Source organism: Tardiphaga sp. P9-11 (genome assembly GCF_008329525.1).
Lineage (GTDB): Bacteria > Pseudomonadota > Alphaproteobacteria > Rhizobiales > Xanthobacteraceae > Tardiphaga.
Genome location: NZ_NPKQ01000022.1, coordinates 1 through 13,805 on the forward strand (window position 1 = coordinate 1; position 13,805 = coordinate 13,805).

Annotated in this window: 11 protein-coding genes and 2 pseudogenes; 9 read left to right on the plus strand and 4 right to left on the minus strand. The window is 63.0% G+C overall.

Features of this window, described 5'->3' with window-relative positions; translation table 11 throughout:
• Positions 1-125, plus strand: a pseudogene (locus CIW50_RS29850) (IS21-like element helper ATPase IstB); the annotation flags it as partial.
• A 170-nt stretch (positions 126-295) separates the two neighbouring features.
• Here CIW50_RS29850 and CIW50_RS28785 read toward each other — a convergent pair.
• From CIW50_RS28785 to CIW50_RS28795, 3 genes and pseudogenes are all read right to left on the minus strand, one after another.
• Positions 296-745: pseudogene (locus tag CIW50_RS28785) on the minus strand (aminotransferase class III-fold pyridoxal phosphate-dependent enzyme); the annotation flags it as partial.
• A 133-nt stretch (positions 746-878) separates the two neighbouring features.
• Complete coding sequence (locus CIW50_RS28790; protein ID WP_246664510.1) at positions 879-2,252, minus strand: NAD(P)/FAD-dependent oxidoreductase; 1,374 nt, start codon at positions 2,250-2,252, stop codon at positions 879-881.
• 14 nt (positions 2,253-2,266) lie between these two features.
• Positions 2,267-2,665, minus strand: a complete 399-nt coding sequence (locus CIW50_RS28795; RefSeq protein WP_149534576.1) for a nuclear transport factor 2 family protein — start codon at positions 2,663-2,665, stop codon at positions 2,267-2,269.
• A 229-nt stretch (positions 2,666-2,894) separates the two neighbouring features.
• On the opposite strand from CIW50_RS28795, the gene CIW50_RS28800 reads away from it, so the two are divergent.
• Positions 2,895-3,677, plus strand: coding sequence for a sulfite exporter TauE/SafE family protein (locus CIW50_RS28800; RefSeq protein ID WP_149534577.1), 783 nt, complete (start codon positions 2,895-2,897; stop codon positions 3,675-3,677).
• Positions 3,678-3,683: 6 nt separating this feature from the next.
• On the opposite strand, the gene pdxR is transcribed toward CIW50_RS28800, so the two are convergent.
• Complete coding sequence (gene pdxR / locus CIW50_RS28805; RefSeq protein ID WP_149534578.1) at positions 3,684-5,228, minus strand: MocR-like pyridoxine biosynthesis transcription factor PdxR; 1,545 nt, start codon at positions 5,226-5,228, stop codon at positions 3,684-3,686.
• A gap of 237 nt (positions 5,229-5,465) precedes the next feature.
• Here pdxR and CIW50_RS28810 point away from each other — a divergent pair, with 237 nt between their 5' ends.
• From CIW50_RS28810 to CIW50_RS28840, 7 genes are read left to right on the plus strand one after another with little or no spacing between them, the layout of a single operon-like run.
• Positions 5,466-7,067: an amidohydrolase gene (locus CIW50_RS28810; protein ID WP_502707560.1), complete on the plus strand. Its 1,602-nt coding sequence runs from the start codon at positions 5,466-5,468 to the stop codon at positions 7,065-7,067.
• Positions 7,064-8,065, plus strand: a complete 1,002-nt coding sequence (locus tag CIW50_RS28815) for a CobW family GTP-binding protein (RefSeq protein ID WP_149534580.1) — start codon at positions 7,064-7,066, stop codon at positions 8,063-8,065. The genes CIW50_RS28810 and CIW50_RS28815 overlap by 4 nt, the downstream gene beginning before the upstream one ends.
• A 13-nt stretch (positions 8,066-8,078) precedes the next feature.
• Positions 8,079-9,710 (plus strand): ABC transporter substrate-binding protein, encoded by a 1,632-nt coding sequence (locus CIW50_RS28820; RefSeq protein WP_246664511.1) that lies wholly within the window; start codon positions 8,079-8,081, stop codon positions 9,708-9,710.
• 31 nt (positions 9,711-9,741) lie between these two features.
• Positions 9,742-10,722, plus strand: coding sequence for an ABC transporter permease (locus tag CIW50_RS28825; RefSeq protein ID WP_149534581.1), 981 nt, complete (start codon positions 9,742-9,744; stop codon positions 10,720-10,722).
• Positions 10,719-11,621 (plus strand): ABC transporter permease, encoded by a 903-nt coding sequence (locus CIW50_RS28830; RefSeq protein WP_149534582.1) that lies wholly within the window; start codon positions 10,719-10,721, stop codon positions 11,619-11,621. Before CIW50_RS28825 ends, CIW50_RS28830 begins: the two co-directional genes overlap by 4 nt.
• A 3-nt stretch (positions 11,622-11,624) precedes the next feature.
• Positions 11,625-12,620, plus strand: coding sequence for an ABC transporter ATP-binding protein (locus CIW50_RS28835; protein ID WP_149534583.1), 996 nt, complete (start codon positions 11,625-11,627; stop codon positions 12,618-12,620).
• Complete coding sequence (locus CIW50_RS28840) at positions 12,617-13,648, plus strand: ABC transporter ATP-binding protein (protein WP_246664512.1); 1,032 nt, start codon at positions 12,617-12,619, stop codon at positions 13,646-13,648. The genes CIW50_RS28835 and CIW50_RS28840 overlap by 4 nt, the downstream gene beginning before the upstream one ends.
• Positions 13,649-13,805 lie beyond the last annotated feature (157 nt).

Consider the following 13,805-nt stretch of genomic DNA (forward strand, 5'->3'; position numbering starts at 1 on the left):
CCCGCGCTCGTCTCGTCTCCGCAACCCCGGCCAGCTCCGACGAGACGAGCGCTACCCCCAAACCAGCACGCTCAAAGGGGTCAAAATTGGACGCCGATCCGGGGTCAAATTTGAACGCCGATTGACACGCATATCAGTGTCGCGGAACCAGGCCGGCTCGCTTTCCTGTCCGGCCAGATCGCCTCGCCGCCTCGCAGTGAGGGCGTGCCCGAACACCCCGCTGGCCAGGCAAAGCTTGCAACTGCCAGCCTCGCCGCCGCACTCAAGGAATTGAAAGCGTCAGCGCAAGACATTGTGCGGCAATCGTGTCCGGCCCCTCCTTCTGGATAAGTTGCTCCAGCGCGTCAGCGCACCGGGTCGCAAAGTCCTCTTCGCTTTCGCCGGAATTGGCGTAGCGGTAGTGCAGCGGGCAATCGGTGTGCAGCACACGATCGATCGGTAGATCGAAATCGCGGTGATTGTTAACGAGGCCAGTGAGACTCGCCGACGCAATGGTAATCCCGTGATAGGCGCGCATGCGCGAAACGATCTTCTTCTTGTTCGGCTTACCGATCGCGTTGTGATAGTACCAGACCATCTTCATCGCAGTATCGTTGGCTTCCGACCCGGAATTGGCGAAGAACACCTTGCTCATCGGAACCGGCGCGAGATCGACCAGACGCCCGGCGAGCTCAACGGCGGTGTCGTGCGACTTGCCGCCGAAGCTATGATAAAAGGGCAGCTTCTGCATCTGGCGATGCATGGCAGCAACAGATCATGCGAGTGATGGCGCGCAGTCAGAATAGCTGAATGAGCGCCAACAGCGGACCTCGATTGTTCCTGCGTGCTCCGCGATCTATGGGTTCCTCAATCAACGTCTGACGGCCGCTAAGAAAGACTTACGCTGCTTCGTCGCGCGATTGATAAAGCCGGTACAGCATGCGTTGCCCGATACGGCGGAACGGCGAGAACGGATGCGTCGGCAGCGGCGAGGCGAAGATCGGAAGGTCCTGCCCCTTGAAGCTTTTGCCCGCGATCATCTCGGCCATGCGACGGCCGGCCTGCGCCGAATAAGACACGCCATTGCCACCGTAACCCAGCGCATAGAACAGAGTTTGCGACGGATCGGGCCGGAAGATACGCGGCATCATGTCATGGCTGACATCGACCCAGCCCCACCATGAGTAGTCGATCTCGATGCCCTTCAACGCCGGGAACTTGCGGTACAGCCCGTCGATCAGGAGCTGCAGATGTCGCGGATTTGCGGCGTCCGCGCCGGTGATGGCGCTGCGGCTACCGATCTGCACGCGATTGTCCGGCAGGCGGCGATAATAGAAGCGCAGCGTGCGGGTGTCGGTGATGACTTCGGTAGTCTTGAAGCCGGTCGCCTCCAACTCTGCTTCGGTCAGCGGCCGCGTCACGATCGAGTTGGACATAATCGGCATGCAGCGACCACGCAGCAACGGCGTCAAGCCGAGCGACGTGTAAGCGCCGGTCGCAATACCGACCGCGCGGGCACGCACCGTGCCGCCGGGGGTGCGCAGGTGATGCACGCCGTTACGTGTGGTGATCTCCAGCACCGGGCTGCCGGGATGCACTTTGGCACCGAGCTCGCGTGCCATGCGCAGATAGCCGAAAGCGAGTTTCGACGGATGCACACCGGTGCCTAGTGGTTCATGCACCGCGCCGACACATTCGGCCTCGTTGACGTAATCGCGGCGCACTTCGTCAGCCGACAGCACGCGCGTCTTGTAGCCGAAAACCTCGTTCTGCACTTTCGACTCGGCCACGATCTTCTCGAACATGCGCTGGCGATGCGCGAGATAGAGGTGGCCGCCGCGCTGCGGTTCGCAATCGATATTGCCGGTCTTGATCAAGTCCTCGAAAGTCTCGAACCCGTCCTGGATTTCCGCATGCAGCCGCAGCGCGACGTCGCGGCCCCAGCGTTCGATCCATTGTGAGCGCGACAGCCGGCCGGAAGCGTTCTGGCCCTGCCCGCCATTGCGCGTGCTGCAGCCCCACGCGACGCGATTGGCTTCCAGTACCACAGCTTTGATGCCGAATTCGCGCGCGAGGAAGATCGCACAGGCGAGCCCGGTATAGCCGGAGCCGACGATCGCGACGTCGGCATCGACATCGCCCGTGATCAGGCCATCGTCCGGCGGCGGCGTGCCTGCCGTCGCAGCCCAGTAGGTCGGTGCATAGTCGCGATTGGTGCCGGGCCCCGAAGATACGAGTGGATCGTAATGCTGGTCGTAGGGAGCAATCGACATCGCAACAGCCTCCATCACGACTTCGCCGGCAGTGGCGGGCGATCCTTGCGGAACGCACTCTTGCGCGAGAGCTTGTCGCCCTTGAACGTGAAGAGATCGCAGCCTTCGGCCTCGATCCGCGTGCCATTCGCCGCGGTGCCGCGGAAAATCCATTCCGACAGGCCGCGATCGCCGAATACGCTGTGCGACGTACAGGTCCAGCTCACATCGGGCATACCGCCCCAGACCTTCTCGAATGCCGCCTTCACATCGGCGGTGCCGGTGATGCGATTGCCGTACATTTCCGGACCGACAGCAGTATCGAACACCACGTCATCGGTCATGCAGGCCATGACGCCATCGGCGTCGTGACGGTTGAACGCCTCAAACAGCGTAACGAGAAGCTGGTGGCGCTGGGTCTGCTGCTCGGACATTGCAAAGCTCTCTCGATCATTTCAATAACGGCGGGCACTGCGTGCCAGCCATGGTGATGAAACTGCCAGCGGCCCTGCCGTACGATTAGAGCCAGTTGCGGCGAAGCACCCGTCCAGAGCGGAACGGTTGGCGCCCCGAACTGGCCCAAAGATTGACGCGGGTTGGCCCTCCCCGGGCTGGCCGATGTTGCCATGGTGGCCGCACGACGAAGCGACGGACCGACGTGACATGCATGACCTGACGATCGCCATCGGCGACCTCGGCGCGACGCTGACGCCCAGACTGGTTTTGCTGTCAATCGCCTCGGTCTTCGTCGCGGCGGTGCTACGCGGCTTTACCGGCTTTGGTTTTGCCCTTGCCGCCGTGCCATTGCTCGGCCTGTTCATGGCGCCGACCGAGGCCGTGCCGGTGGCGATCGGATTGCAGCTTGCCGGCAGCCTGCTCGATTTCCCCATGGCATCGCGGAGCTGCGACTGGCCATCGCTGCGCTGGCTGATGATCGGCGCGCTGGTCGGATCGCCGCTGGGAACCCTGATCCTGACCGAGATTCCGGCGCCGATCTCGCGGCTGGTGATCAGTTCGATTACGCTGCTGGCGGTGGTCGCGCTCGGTCGCGGCTTCGCGTTACCCGTGATCCCGCCACGCCCGGTGACGTCGATCACCGGCTTCTTCTCGGGCCTGTTCAATGGACTCGCTGCGATGCCCGGACCGCCAGTGGTGGCCTATTATATGTCGGTTCCGATGCCGCGCCTGGCCAGCCGTGCGTCGCTGATGGTGTTCTTTCTGATGACCTCAATCACGGCGACGATTACTTTCGTCAGCGTTGGCTTGCTGACGGTCCACTCCATCGGCCTGTCGCTGCTCGGCCTGCCGGTGATGTGGCTCGGCACCCGACTTGGCGAGATCGCATTTCGATGCGGCGACGACGCGCTGCATCGCCAGGTCTCGATCATCAGCCTCGGCGTGATCGCCCTCGTCAGCGCCGTCAAGGGCGTGAGCGAACTGACCTGAGCGGCGTCAACTCATGCGCGCGATGATACGACCAAGACGTTCAATGCCGGGCTCAATCCGGTCATTGCGGATCGACGAGAAACCGAGCCGGAAGCAATTGGCATGGGTACCTTTCGTCATCGAGAATACATCGCCCGGCTCGATCACCACGCCTTCTGCCAACGCGGCCGTGGCTAGCGCCGTTGCGTCGCAGCCCGGCGGACATGTCACCCAATAGCTGGTGCTGCCGACGCCGCGCACGAAGCTGCAATCGCCGAGATGCTGCGGCAACAACTGATCGAGAATGCGAGCGCGCTCCAGCAGCACGCGCGAGACGCGCTGCAGATGCGAGCGGTAATGGCCAAGGCCGATGAACAGCGCTGCAACGCGCTGGTTATTGAGCGGTGGATGGCGGAGCATCAGGCGCCGCAGCGCACGCAATTCGCGGATCACCGGCGCCGGTGCGGCCACATAGCCGAGCCGCAGTCCGGGCGCGAGCGCCTTCGACAGGCTGCCGACATAGAGTACGCGATCATTGCGATCGAGGCTCATCAGTGGCGGCAGTGCCGGCCCCTCCGAGATCAGCTCGCTCTCGTAATCGTCCTCGATCAGGACGATGTCGCACTCCTGTGCCTTGCGCAGCACGTCGAGACGGCGCTGCTCGGGCATCGCCACCGTGGTCGGGCATTGATGGCCTGCGGTGACGTAAGCGAGATCGCAGCTCTCGAAGTTCGCATCGGGCACCATGCCTTCGCCGTCGACTGCAAGCGGCACGATATTGTCGGTCTGCATACCAAAAATGTTGCGGGCATCGGGATAGCCGGGATCTTCCATACCGACCCGGGTGCCCTGTTTCGCGAACAATCGGGCGATCAGATACAGCGCATGCTGGGCGCCGATGGTCATCATGATCTCGTCGGGCCGCGCGCGGACGCCGCGACGCGGCAACACCTGCAGCCGGAGCTGCTCGATCAGCGCGGGATCGTCCTCGTCGATCAGATCGCGTGCCCAGTTGTTGATCTCGGGCACGCTGAGCGCGGCGCGCGCACTTTCGCGCCAGTCATTGGTCGGAAACAGGCTTGGATCGAACTGTCCGAAGATGAAGGGATACGGATAGTCCTGCCAGTTGCTCGGCTTGACGATGTTCCGGTTGGCCGACGGCCGCACTGCGAAACGCTCGGCCCAGCGCGCGGCGCCAGCCTCGTCGGGCGCCGCGCGGACGTCGTGCTGGGTACCGAGATGCTTCGGAAGACCGGCCACGAAGAAACCACTGCGTTCGCGCGAAATGAGGAAATTCTGGTCCACCAGCTGCTCATAGGCGATCACGACGGTATTGCGCGACACTTCAAGCAGCGTCGCCAGTTCGCGGCTTGACGGCATGCGCACGCCAAGCGCCAGCCGGCCCTCTTCGATGGCGGTGCAAATCAACTGGCGTATCTGGAGCTGCAGGAAGGGACCGCGCCGGTCGAGTCCCTGGAACAGCGAGCCCCAAAATAGCGCATCCCCAATGCCGGACGCCGCCGGACGCCCGTCTGCACGGGCGGCTTTCACTGAACCTCCGGGATTCTCCATCGCGCCCTCCACACTCATCCCGAAACCACTGCCTCACCCGTCGCTGGACCGAAGAAAATACTAAGCAAAAGCCGCGCCAAGGTGGACGACCACGCCCAACCGGGACTGGCCCCATTCGTGCATCCGATCTGGCGCTGGCTCGGAGTGGTGCGAGGCCTCACGCTTCGATGACGGAATTTTGAGGGTAGTCCATTGAGCCAGGATACGATTGTTTTTTCGGCCCGCAAGATCGTGACCATGAACCCGTCACGCCCATCCGCCACGCATGTTGCAGTGCGCGAAGGGCGGATCGTGGCTGTCGGCAGTTTCGACGAGATCGTCGGAGCGAGCGGCGTCAGGGTTGACGATCGCTTCAAGGACAAGGTGCTGCTGCCCGGTTTCGTCGAAGGCCACAGCCACATCATGGAAGGCATGATGTGGTCGCTGCCTTATGTCGGCGCTTTCGACCGCCGTTCGCCCGAAGGCAAACTCGTCAAGGGCCTGTCGGATATCGACGCCATCGTCGCGCGGTTGCAAGAAGCCGAGGCAGCGATGACCGATCCCGAGGCACCGCTCTTCGCCTGGGGTTTCGATCCCCTGCATATCGGCAGCGTTTCCCTGACGCGGCAGGATCTCGACCGCGTATCGACCACGCGGCCGATCATGGTCGTGCATGCCTCGTTCCATATCAGCAACGTCAACACCATCGTGCTGCAGCGTGCTGAGCTCGATCGCACCACCAACATATCCGGCGTGGTGATGGGCAAGGATGGCGAGCCCTCAGGGGAAGTCCAGGGCATTGCCGCCCGATTTCGCGTGTTTCGCGTGCTCGGCACCAATCCGCTGTCCGGCAATCTCACCGCCGATGACGTCAATCGCTACGCGGCATCATCGTGCATTCAGGGCGTGACCACCATCACCGACCTGCACAACGACCTTGCCGACCTGACCATCGAGGTCTATCGCGCCGCAAGTCGGCGCGATGATTTCTCGGTGCGCCTTGTCCCGGCCATGGCCTCGGTGTCGCACAGCCCGGAACAGGGCGTCGAGAAGATAAAAGCGCTGAAGGCGTCAAACAATGACAAGCTCCATTACGGCATCGTCAAACTGGTAGTCGACGGTTCGATCCAGGGCTTTACCGCGCGGCTGCGCTGGCCGGGCTATCACAACGGCGCGCCCAACGGGCTGTGGTACATCGCGCCGGAAGAACTGCCGTCGATCGTCGCCGCTTACCACAATGCCGGCATCCAGCTGCACATCCATACCAATGGCGACGAAGCCACTGAAGTGGCACTCGATGCCATCGAGGCCGCCCAGATCGCTAAGCCGCTGCCCGATCATCGCCATACGCTGCAGCATTGCCAGATGGCGGACGCCGCGCAGTTCAAGCGCATGAAGTCGCTCGGCATATGCGTCAACCTGTTTTCCAATCACGTCTATTATTGGGGTGATTCGCACTACGACCTCACCATGGGGCCGGAACGCGCCAACAGGCTCGATGCCACCGGTACCGCGTTGCGCACCGGCGTTCCCTTCGCCATCCATTCCGATGCCCCGGTGACGCCGCTGAGCCCGCTGTTCACCGCCTGGTGTGCCGTCAACCGCATTTCGTCGAGCGGACGCGTACTCGGGAAAGAAACCGAAGCGCTGACCGTCGAACAGGCTCTTGCCGCGATCACGATCAACGCTGCCTATACGCTGAAGCTCGATCACATCGTCGGTAGTATCGAGGCCGGCAAATATGCCGACTTCGCGGTCCTGGACGAAGATCCGCTTGAAGTCACGCCGGAGAAGCTCAAGGATATCGCCATCTGGGGCACTGTGGTCGGCGGCCACGTGCGGGAGGCGCCACGGGCATGACGGCAGCGTCATCAGTGAAAATTCCCGTGACGGTGATCGGCGGCTTTCTCGGCGCCGGCAAGACAACCTATCTCAATCACCTGCTGCGCACCGGCTCCGCCCGCTATGCCGTGCTGGTCAACGACTTCGGCGCGGTGAACGTCGACGTCGGCCTGATCGCCCAGCACGACGGCACCACCATGACGTTGACCAATGGCTGCGTCTGCTGCAGCATCGGCGGCGGCTTTCTGGATACGCTCGGCCGCGTGCTCGACGACAACATCCCGTTCGATCACATCATCATAGAAGCGTCGGGCGTCGGTGATCCCTGGCGCATCGCCGAGATCGCACTGGTCGAACCGAGCCTGCGCCTGAACGCCGTAATTGTGGTGGCGGATGCCTCGCGCATTGCCGATCTGCTGGTCGACGCGCGTGTCGGCGACACCGTGCGCGATCAATTCGATCGCTGCAACCTTGTGCTGCTCAACAAGGTCGACCTGCTGAACCGCACCGCGCTCGATGCGGCCCGCACCACGGTCGCGGCGCTGCGTCCCGACATCCAGATCATCGAGACGACGGAACATACTCTGCCCACCTTGCCGGACGGCGAGGTCAAGGCGACCTTGCGCTTCGCCGCGACCGCGGTGGACAACCGCGCCGATCATGAAAGCGCGTTCCGCCGCTGGTCGTATCAGCGCAGCGGCACGTTCGATGGGGCCCGGCTTGCGGCAGCGCTTGCCGCACTGCCGCCACAGCTTTTGCGCCTCAAAGGTCCATGCCGGATCGCCGATGATGCGTCGCCGGCATTACTGCAGATGGTTGGGCAAGACTGGGCGCTGACGCCCGCTCCCGCCGACATGACCGCACAGGACGACATCATGCTGGTCGGCGTCGGTACCGATGCCCTGCCCGATGCCGGCGCGCTCGACGCCATTCTCGATGGCGCATTGACCCCGGTTTCACAAACACCCCCGACAACGACGGACCTCAACCGCCGGCAGGCCACATTCATCCTCTGAGAGAAGGACCGACATGATGTCTTCGATCTGGTCACGACGACCCCGTTCGCTGAAAGCGTCTCTTCTGACCTGCGCCCTGGGCCTCGCCCTCGTCGCAACCGCAATCGCGCCGAGCATCAAGCCGGCGCTCGCCGCCGACGGTGGCACGCTGGTGATCGCCTCCACACAGGTGCCGCGCCACTTCAATGGCGCCGTGCAATCCGGTCTCGCCACAGCGATGCCGTCGACGCAGATATTCGCCAGCCCGCTGCGCTATGACGATAACTGGAATCCGCAGCCTTATCTCGCGAAGTCATGGGAGACCTCGGCTGATGGCCTGTCGGTGACGCTCAAGCTCGTCGACAACGCCGTCTTCCACGATGGCAAGCCGGTGACGTCCGAGGACGTCGCCTTCTCGATCATGACCATCAAGGCGAACCATCCGTTCCAGAGCATGCTGGCCGCCGTCGACAAGGTCGACACGCCCGATCCGCTCACCGCCGTGATCCGGCTCAAGCATCCGCATCCGGCATTGCTGCTGGCGATGTCGCCGGCGCTAATGCCGATCCTGCCGAAGCACGTCTATGGCGATGGCCAGGACATCAAGGCGCATCCGGCGAATCTGAAGCCGGTCGGCTCAGGCCCCTATCGCCTCACCGAATACAAGCAGGGCGAATATTACACGCTGGAGAAGTTCGACAAGTTCTTCATCGCCGGCAAGCCCAAGCTCGACAAGATCGTCGTTAAGCTGGTGTCGGATTCCAATGCGGCGGTGGTCTCGCTCGAACGCGGTGACGTCAACGTGCTGCCGTTCGTCTCCAACAGCCGCGACATCGAACGTATCGAGAAAATGCCGAATGTGATGGTCATCGACAAGGGCTTTGCCGGCATCGGTCCGATCAACTGGCTCGCCTTCAACACCAAGAAGAAGCCGCTCGATGACGTGCGCGTCCGTCAGGCCATCGCCTTTGCAGCCAATCGCGAATTCATCACCGGCAAGCTGATGGGCGGCAAGGCGAAGACCGCAACCAGTCCGATTGCACCGGGCTCGCCGTTGCTTGAGCCCGGCGTCGAGATGTACAAGCTCGATATCGCCAAGTCGCAGAAGCTGCTGGATGAGGCCGGCTATCCGAAAGCCGCCGACGGCTCGCGGATGACGCTGACCATCGACTACATCCCGGGCGACGAGGAGCAGCAGCGCAATGTCGCCGAATATCTGCGCTCGCAGCTCAAGCGCGTCGGCATCAATCTCGAGGTCCGTGCGGCGCCCGACTTCCCGACCTGGGCACAGCGCATCGCGAATTACGATTTCGATCTGACCATGGACAACGTCTTTAACTGGGGCGACCCGGTGATCGGCGTCAACCGCACTTATCTTTCGAGCAATATCCGCAAGGGCATCATCTGGTCCAACACCCAGCAATACAGCAACCCGAAGGTCGACGAACTGCTGGCCGCAGGCGCACAGGAAACCTCGCCCGAGAAACGAAAGGCATTGTATTCGGAGTTCCAGAAGATCGTCGTCAACGACGTGCCGATCTATTTCATCAACGGCGCGCCATATCGCAACGCCTTCAGCAAGGGCCTCAGCGGTCTGCCGACATCGATCTGGGGCATGATGTCGCCGCTTGACGAGCTTTATTGGGAAGTGCCGCCGAAGACCTGACGGTCATCGGCGCGTCTGGCGGACCAGCACCATGAACCTCGCTCTTCACATCCTGCGTCAGGTGGCCAATGCGGTTGGCCTTCTCGTCGCTGTGCTGGTCCTCAATTTCTGTCTGATCCATGCCGCGCCCGGCGATCCCGCTCTGGTAATCGCCGGTGAGATGGGTGGCGCGTCGGCCGACGTGATCGCTGCGCTGCGGGTCAAATACGGTCTCGACAAGAGCCTGATCGAACAGCTCTTCACCTATCTCGGCAGTGTCGCCACCGGCGACTTCGGTTATTCCTATTATTTCAATGCCCCCGTGACTGGCCTGATCGCCCAGCGCATTCCCGCGACGCTATACTTGGTGCTGTCGGCGCTCGCGATCTCGGTGGTGATCGGCACGCTGCTCGGTGTTGTCAGCGCACGCAAGCCGAACGGGCTGTTCAGCCAGGGCGTCACCGTCATCTCCCTTGCAGGCTATGCCGCGCCGGTGTTCTGGACCGGGCTGATGTTGCTGCTGCTGTTCGGCTCGGTGTGGCCGATCCTGCCGGTGACGGGCATGACCGACGTCGCACGGCCTAAGGTCGGCTTCGCGCATGTCGTGGACATCTTGCAACATCTCGTACTGCCCGCGACCACGCTCGCGCTCGTCTTCATCGCGCAATATAGCCGGCTCGCCCGTGTCAACATGATCGATGCGCTGACGGCTGACTATGTCCGTACTGCCCGCGCCAAGGGCTTGCCGGAGTTTGTGGTGATCGGCAAACATGCACTGCGCAACACGCTGATCCCGATCGTTACCGTCGCCGGACTGCAATTCGGTCATCTGTTTGCCGGCGCTGTGCTAGTCGAGACGGTGTTCAGCTGGCCCGGTATGGGACGGCTGGTCTTCGAATCCATCCTGCGCCGCGATTATCCGACCCTGCTCGCCGTGCTGTTCTTCTCGGCGGTCCTGGTCATGGCCGCCAATATCGTCACGGATCTGGTCTATCGCCTGGTCGATCCGCGCATCCGTTCGGGGGCCCGATGACCGCGGTCGAATCCACTACCGTCAAGACCGACAAGACCGTGCTGCCCGTGAGCGCCGCGGCATCGCCCACGATGGCTGCGCTGCGCCAGTTTGCCCGCAGCCCGGCTGGCGTCGTCGGCGCGGTCGTATTGCTGTTTCTGATACTCGCTACCCTGTTCGGGCCGTCGATCTACGGCGTCGATCCGCTCGACATTGCTGGCGCGCCCTTCACGCCGCCGGATGCGGACACATGGCTCGGCACCGACTATCTCGGCCGCGATATCCTGGCGGGACTGCTGCAAGGCGGCCGTGCCACGCTGACGGTTGGCGGCGTGGCAGCAATCATCACTATCATGATCGGCGTCACGATCGGTTCGCTGGCCGGCTTCTTCGGCGGCCCTATCGACACGGCACTGACCAAGATCACCGAGTTCTTCCAAATCCTGCCGCCGCTGCTGTTCGCCATGGTGCTGGTCACTCTGTTCGGGCAGACGCTGACGACCGTGACCATCGCCATCGGTGTTGTCAGTTGGCCGTCTGCCGCGCGCCTGACCCGTGCGGAATTCCTGCGGCTGCGCAATCTCGATTTCGTCAAGGCATCGCGCGCCGCCGGCGCCGGCAATGGCCACCTCATCCTGCGCGTCGTACTGCCCAATGCGCTGCCGCCGATCATCGTCTCGGCGACGCTCGCCATCGGCGTGGCCATCCTGTTCGAGGGCGGGTTGAGTTTCCTCGGCCTCGGCGATCCCAACACCATGAGCTGGGGCCTGATGCTCGGGCAGAACCGCAATTACGTGCTCAATGCCTGGTGGACAGTGGCCTTTCCGGGTGCGGCGATCTTCATCGCGGTGCTCGCCATCAGCCTGATCGGCGACGGCGTCAATGACGCCATCAATCCGCGCCTGCGAAAGCGAGGCTGAGCGATGCCCCCCGTTCTCTCCGTCAAGGATCTCAGCGTCTCGATGAACGGCACCAGGGGCATGGTGCCGGTGCTCGAGCATCTGTCCTTCGACGTCGCGCAAGGCAAGACCATGGCGCTGGTCGGCGAGTCCGGCTGCGGCAAAAGCATGACTGCGCTGGCGATCATGCAGCTGTTGCCCGAAGACTTTCACGTCACTTCGGGCAGCATCCTTCTGGACGGCGTCGAGGTTCTGTCCGCATCACCCAAGGAGCTGCGCAGCCTGCGCGGCAACAAGATGTCGATGATCTTCCAGGAGCCGATGACGGCGTTGAACCCGCTCTACACGGTGGGTGACCAGATCGGCGAGGTCTTGCGCCAGCATCGCGGCCTCAGCCGCCGTGATGCCCATACGCAAGCGATACAGTTCCTCAAGGCGGTGCAGATCCCCGCGGCCGACAAACGCGTCGATGCCTATCCGCATCAATTATCTGGCGGCATGCGACAACGTGTGATGATCGCCATGGCACTGGCCTGCAAACCAAAGCTTCTGATTGCAGACGAGCCGACAACCGCGCTCGACGTTACGGTGCAAGCGCAGATTTTCGACCTGCTCAGCGAATTGCAGGATGACACCGACACAGCCATTGTGCTGATCACTCATGATCTCGGCGCCGTCGCTGAACTCGCCGACGACGTCGCGGTGCTCTATGCCGGCCGCTGCATCGAGCAACGCGCCGCACACGAGATCATCGCCCGTGCGCGGCATCCCTATACGCGCGGGCTGATGGCCTGCGTGCCGCATCTGCAGCTTGGCCGCATGAGCAACCATGCCTCAGCCGAGCTCGACGAAATCCCGGGTATGGTGCCGCCGCTCGGCGCACGCGGGCCGGACTGCGCTTTCCTGCCGCGCTGTGCCTTTGCCGGCGACATCTGCCGCGCCCAACCGCAGCCGCCGCTCGAGCGCATCGATGCCGGGGCCGCCGTTTCGTGCTGGCGCCATCAGGAGATTGCGCCGTGAGTGACGGTTTGAATATCTCCACCCCCGCAGACGTCCTGCTCGACGTCAACGATCTCGTGGTGCACTTCCCGGCGGGACGCCGCGGCATGTTCGGTCCACCGTCAAAGATCCATGCCGTCGATGGCGTGAGTTTTCGCGTCCGCCGAGGCACCACGTTCGGCATCGTGGGCGAAAGCGGCTCGGGCAAATCGACCACTGCGCAGGCGGTGATGCGGCTGATCCCGATGACTTCCGGCCAGATCGTGTTCAGCGGCGAGAACATCGCTGACTACCGCGGCGAGAGATTGCGGCTGGCACGCAGCAAGTTCCAGATCGTATTCCAAGATCCGTTTTCGGCGCTCGATCCGCGACGCCGCGCCGGTGACCTGATCCGCGAACCGCTCGATCTGCTGGGCATCGGCTCGCCGCGCGAGCGCGAGGCGCGCGTGACGCAGTTGCTCGAAGAGGTCGGGCTGCCACCGCAGGCCGCCGACCTGTTCCCGCATCAGTTCTCCGGTGGCCAGCGCCAACGTCTCTGCATCGCGCGCGCAATGGCGCCGGAGCCCGAACTGATCGTCTGCGACGAAGCGGTGTCAGCACTCGACGTTGCCATTCAGGCGCAGATCCTGAATCTTTTGAAGAAGCTGCAGCGCGAACGCGGACTGACCTATATCTTCATCTCGCACGATCTCGGTGTGATCCAGCATTTCTGCGACGAGATCGCCGTGATGTATCTCGGCCGCATCGTCGAACAGGCGCCGGCACAGGTGTTCTTCTCGGCACCCTCGCATCCCTATAGCTGGTCGCTGATATCAGCCGCCGCACCGCCCGGCCCGCTGCGCGACCGGTTGAAGAAGGACTATCTGATCAAGGGCGACCCGCCGAGCCCGGTGGATCCACCGCCCGGCTGCCGCTTCGCCCAGCGCTGTCCGTTCGTGGTGGAGCGGTGCCGCGAGGAATTGCCGGTCCTTCAGGTTAAGGCCGACGGGCACTTTGTCGCCTGCCACCGAACCGGCGAGATTGCCCCTCCGGATTTTGCATCCCTGTGAGACACCGCCGCAGCAGCAGGAGGACGTCCGCTAATGGGATGGACCGGCTGCTTCCCCCGCGCGGCAGTCGGCCTAGACTGCTGCGTTTCAACCGGAGAAGCAGCCCATGGATACGACCATTGCGCCCCTCGCCTCGATCGGCATCGATATTGGTAAG

Coding starts and splice junctions, on each gene's coding strand:
- CIW50_RS28790 (WP_246664510.1), bottom strand. CDS start 2,252: ATGTCGATTGCTCCCTACGACCAGCATTACGATCCACTCGTATCTTCG.
- CIW50_RS28795 (WP_149534576.1), bottom strand. CDS start 2,665: ATGTCCGAGCAGCAGACCCAGCGCCACCAGCTTCTCGTTACGCTGTTT.
- CIW50_RS28800 (WP_149534577.1), top strand. CDS start 2,895: ATGCATGACCTGACGATCGCCATCGGCGACCTCGGCGCGACGCTGACG.
- pdxR (WP_149534578.1), bottom strand. CDS start 5,228: ATGGAGAATCCCGGAGGTTCAGTGAAAGCCGCCCGTGCAGACGGGCGT.
- CIW50_RS28810 (WP_502707560.1), top strand. CDS start 5,466: ATGAACCCGTCACGCCCATCCGCCACGCATGTTGCAGTGCGCGAAGGG.
- CIW50_RS28815 (WP_149534580.1), top strand. CDS start 7,064: ATGACGGCAGCGTCATCAGTGAAAATTCCCGTGACGGTGATCGGCGGC.
- CIW50_RS28820 (WP_246664511.1), top strand. CDS start 8,079: ATGATGTCTTCGATCTGGTCACGACGACCCCGTTCGCTGAAAGCGTCT.
- CIW50_RS28825 (WP_149534581.1), top strand. CDS start 9,742: ATGAACCTCGCTCTTCACATCCTGCGTCAGGTGGCCAATGCGGTTGGC.
- CIW50_RS28830 (WP_149534582.1), top strand. CDS start 10,719: ATGACCGCGGTCGAATCCACTACCGTCAAGACCGACAAGACCGTGCTG.
- CIW50_RS28835 (WP_149534583.1), top strand. CDS start 11,625: ATGCCCCCCGTTCTCTCCGTCAAGGATCTCAGCGTCTCGATGAACGGC.